This is a genomic window from Neobacillus bataviensis LMG 21833, from assembly GCF_000307875.1.
In the GTDB taxonomy this organism is placed as follows: Bacteria; Bacillota; Bacilli; order Bacillales; family Cytobacillaceae; genus Neobacillus; species Neobacillus bataviensis.
Map to the genome: position 1 here is coordinate 1 of NZ_AJLS01000024.1, position 533 is coordinate 533.

General features: G+C 46.0%; 1 protein-coding gene and 1 pseudogene. Both read left to right on the forward strand.

Features of this window, described 5'->3' with window-relative positions:
* Positions 1–257, forward strand: a 257-nt coding sequence (locus BABA_RS27815) for a hypothetical protein (RefSeq protein WP_007083541.1), incomplete at its 5' end; no start/stop codon positions are given.
* Positions 242–533: pseudogene (locus tag BABA_RS27820) on the forward strand (flotillin family protein); the annotation flags it as partial. The gene BABA_RS27815 and the pseudogene BABA_RS27820, both read left to right, overlap by 16 nt.

Below are 533 nucleotides of genomic sequence, written 5' to 3' on the forward strand. Positions count from 1 at the left end.
CTGATTTGATTACATTCAAAAAGCAGCAGCTGACCAAGATGCTCAAAAAGCCGAAGCTCTTGCTGCTACACAAGTTGCCAATGCGCAAAAGGAAAAAGCAATCAGTCTTGCCCACTATGAGCAAGAACAATCGATTGCTGCAGCCGAAGCCAAAGCACAAGCTGACCAAGCTCAAGCCTCTGCTGACCAAGCTTATGCCATTCAAGAAGCGATTTCTAAAAAAGAAACAACCGAAGCAGAAATGCAGGTTGAATTAATTAAGAAACAAAGAGAAACGGACTTAGAAACACAAGAAGTACTCCGTAAAGCTCAAGAAAATGAAGCTAATGTCGTTAAAGCAGCGGAAGCAGCTAAGGCTGCTCAAATTGCTAAAGCTGAAGCTGACGCTCGTGAGCGTGAAGTCAGAGCTCAAGCCGAAGCGGCAGCCATTGAAGCGACTGCTAAAGCAACCGCGAAACAACGTGAAGTGACTGCTTTAGCTGAAGCCACAGCCATTGAAGCAACTGGGAAAGCTGAGGCTGAGGCTATTCGTC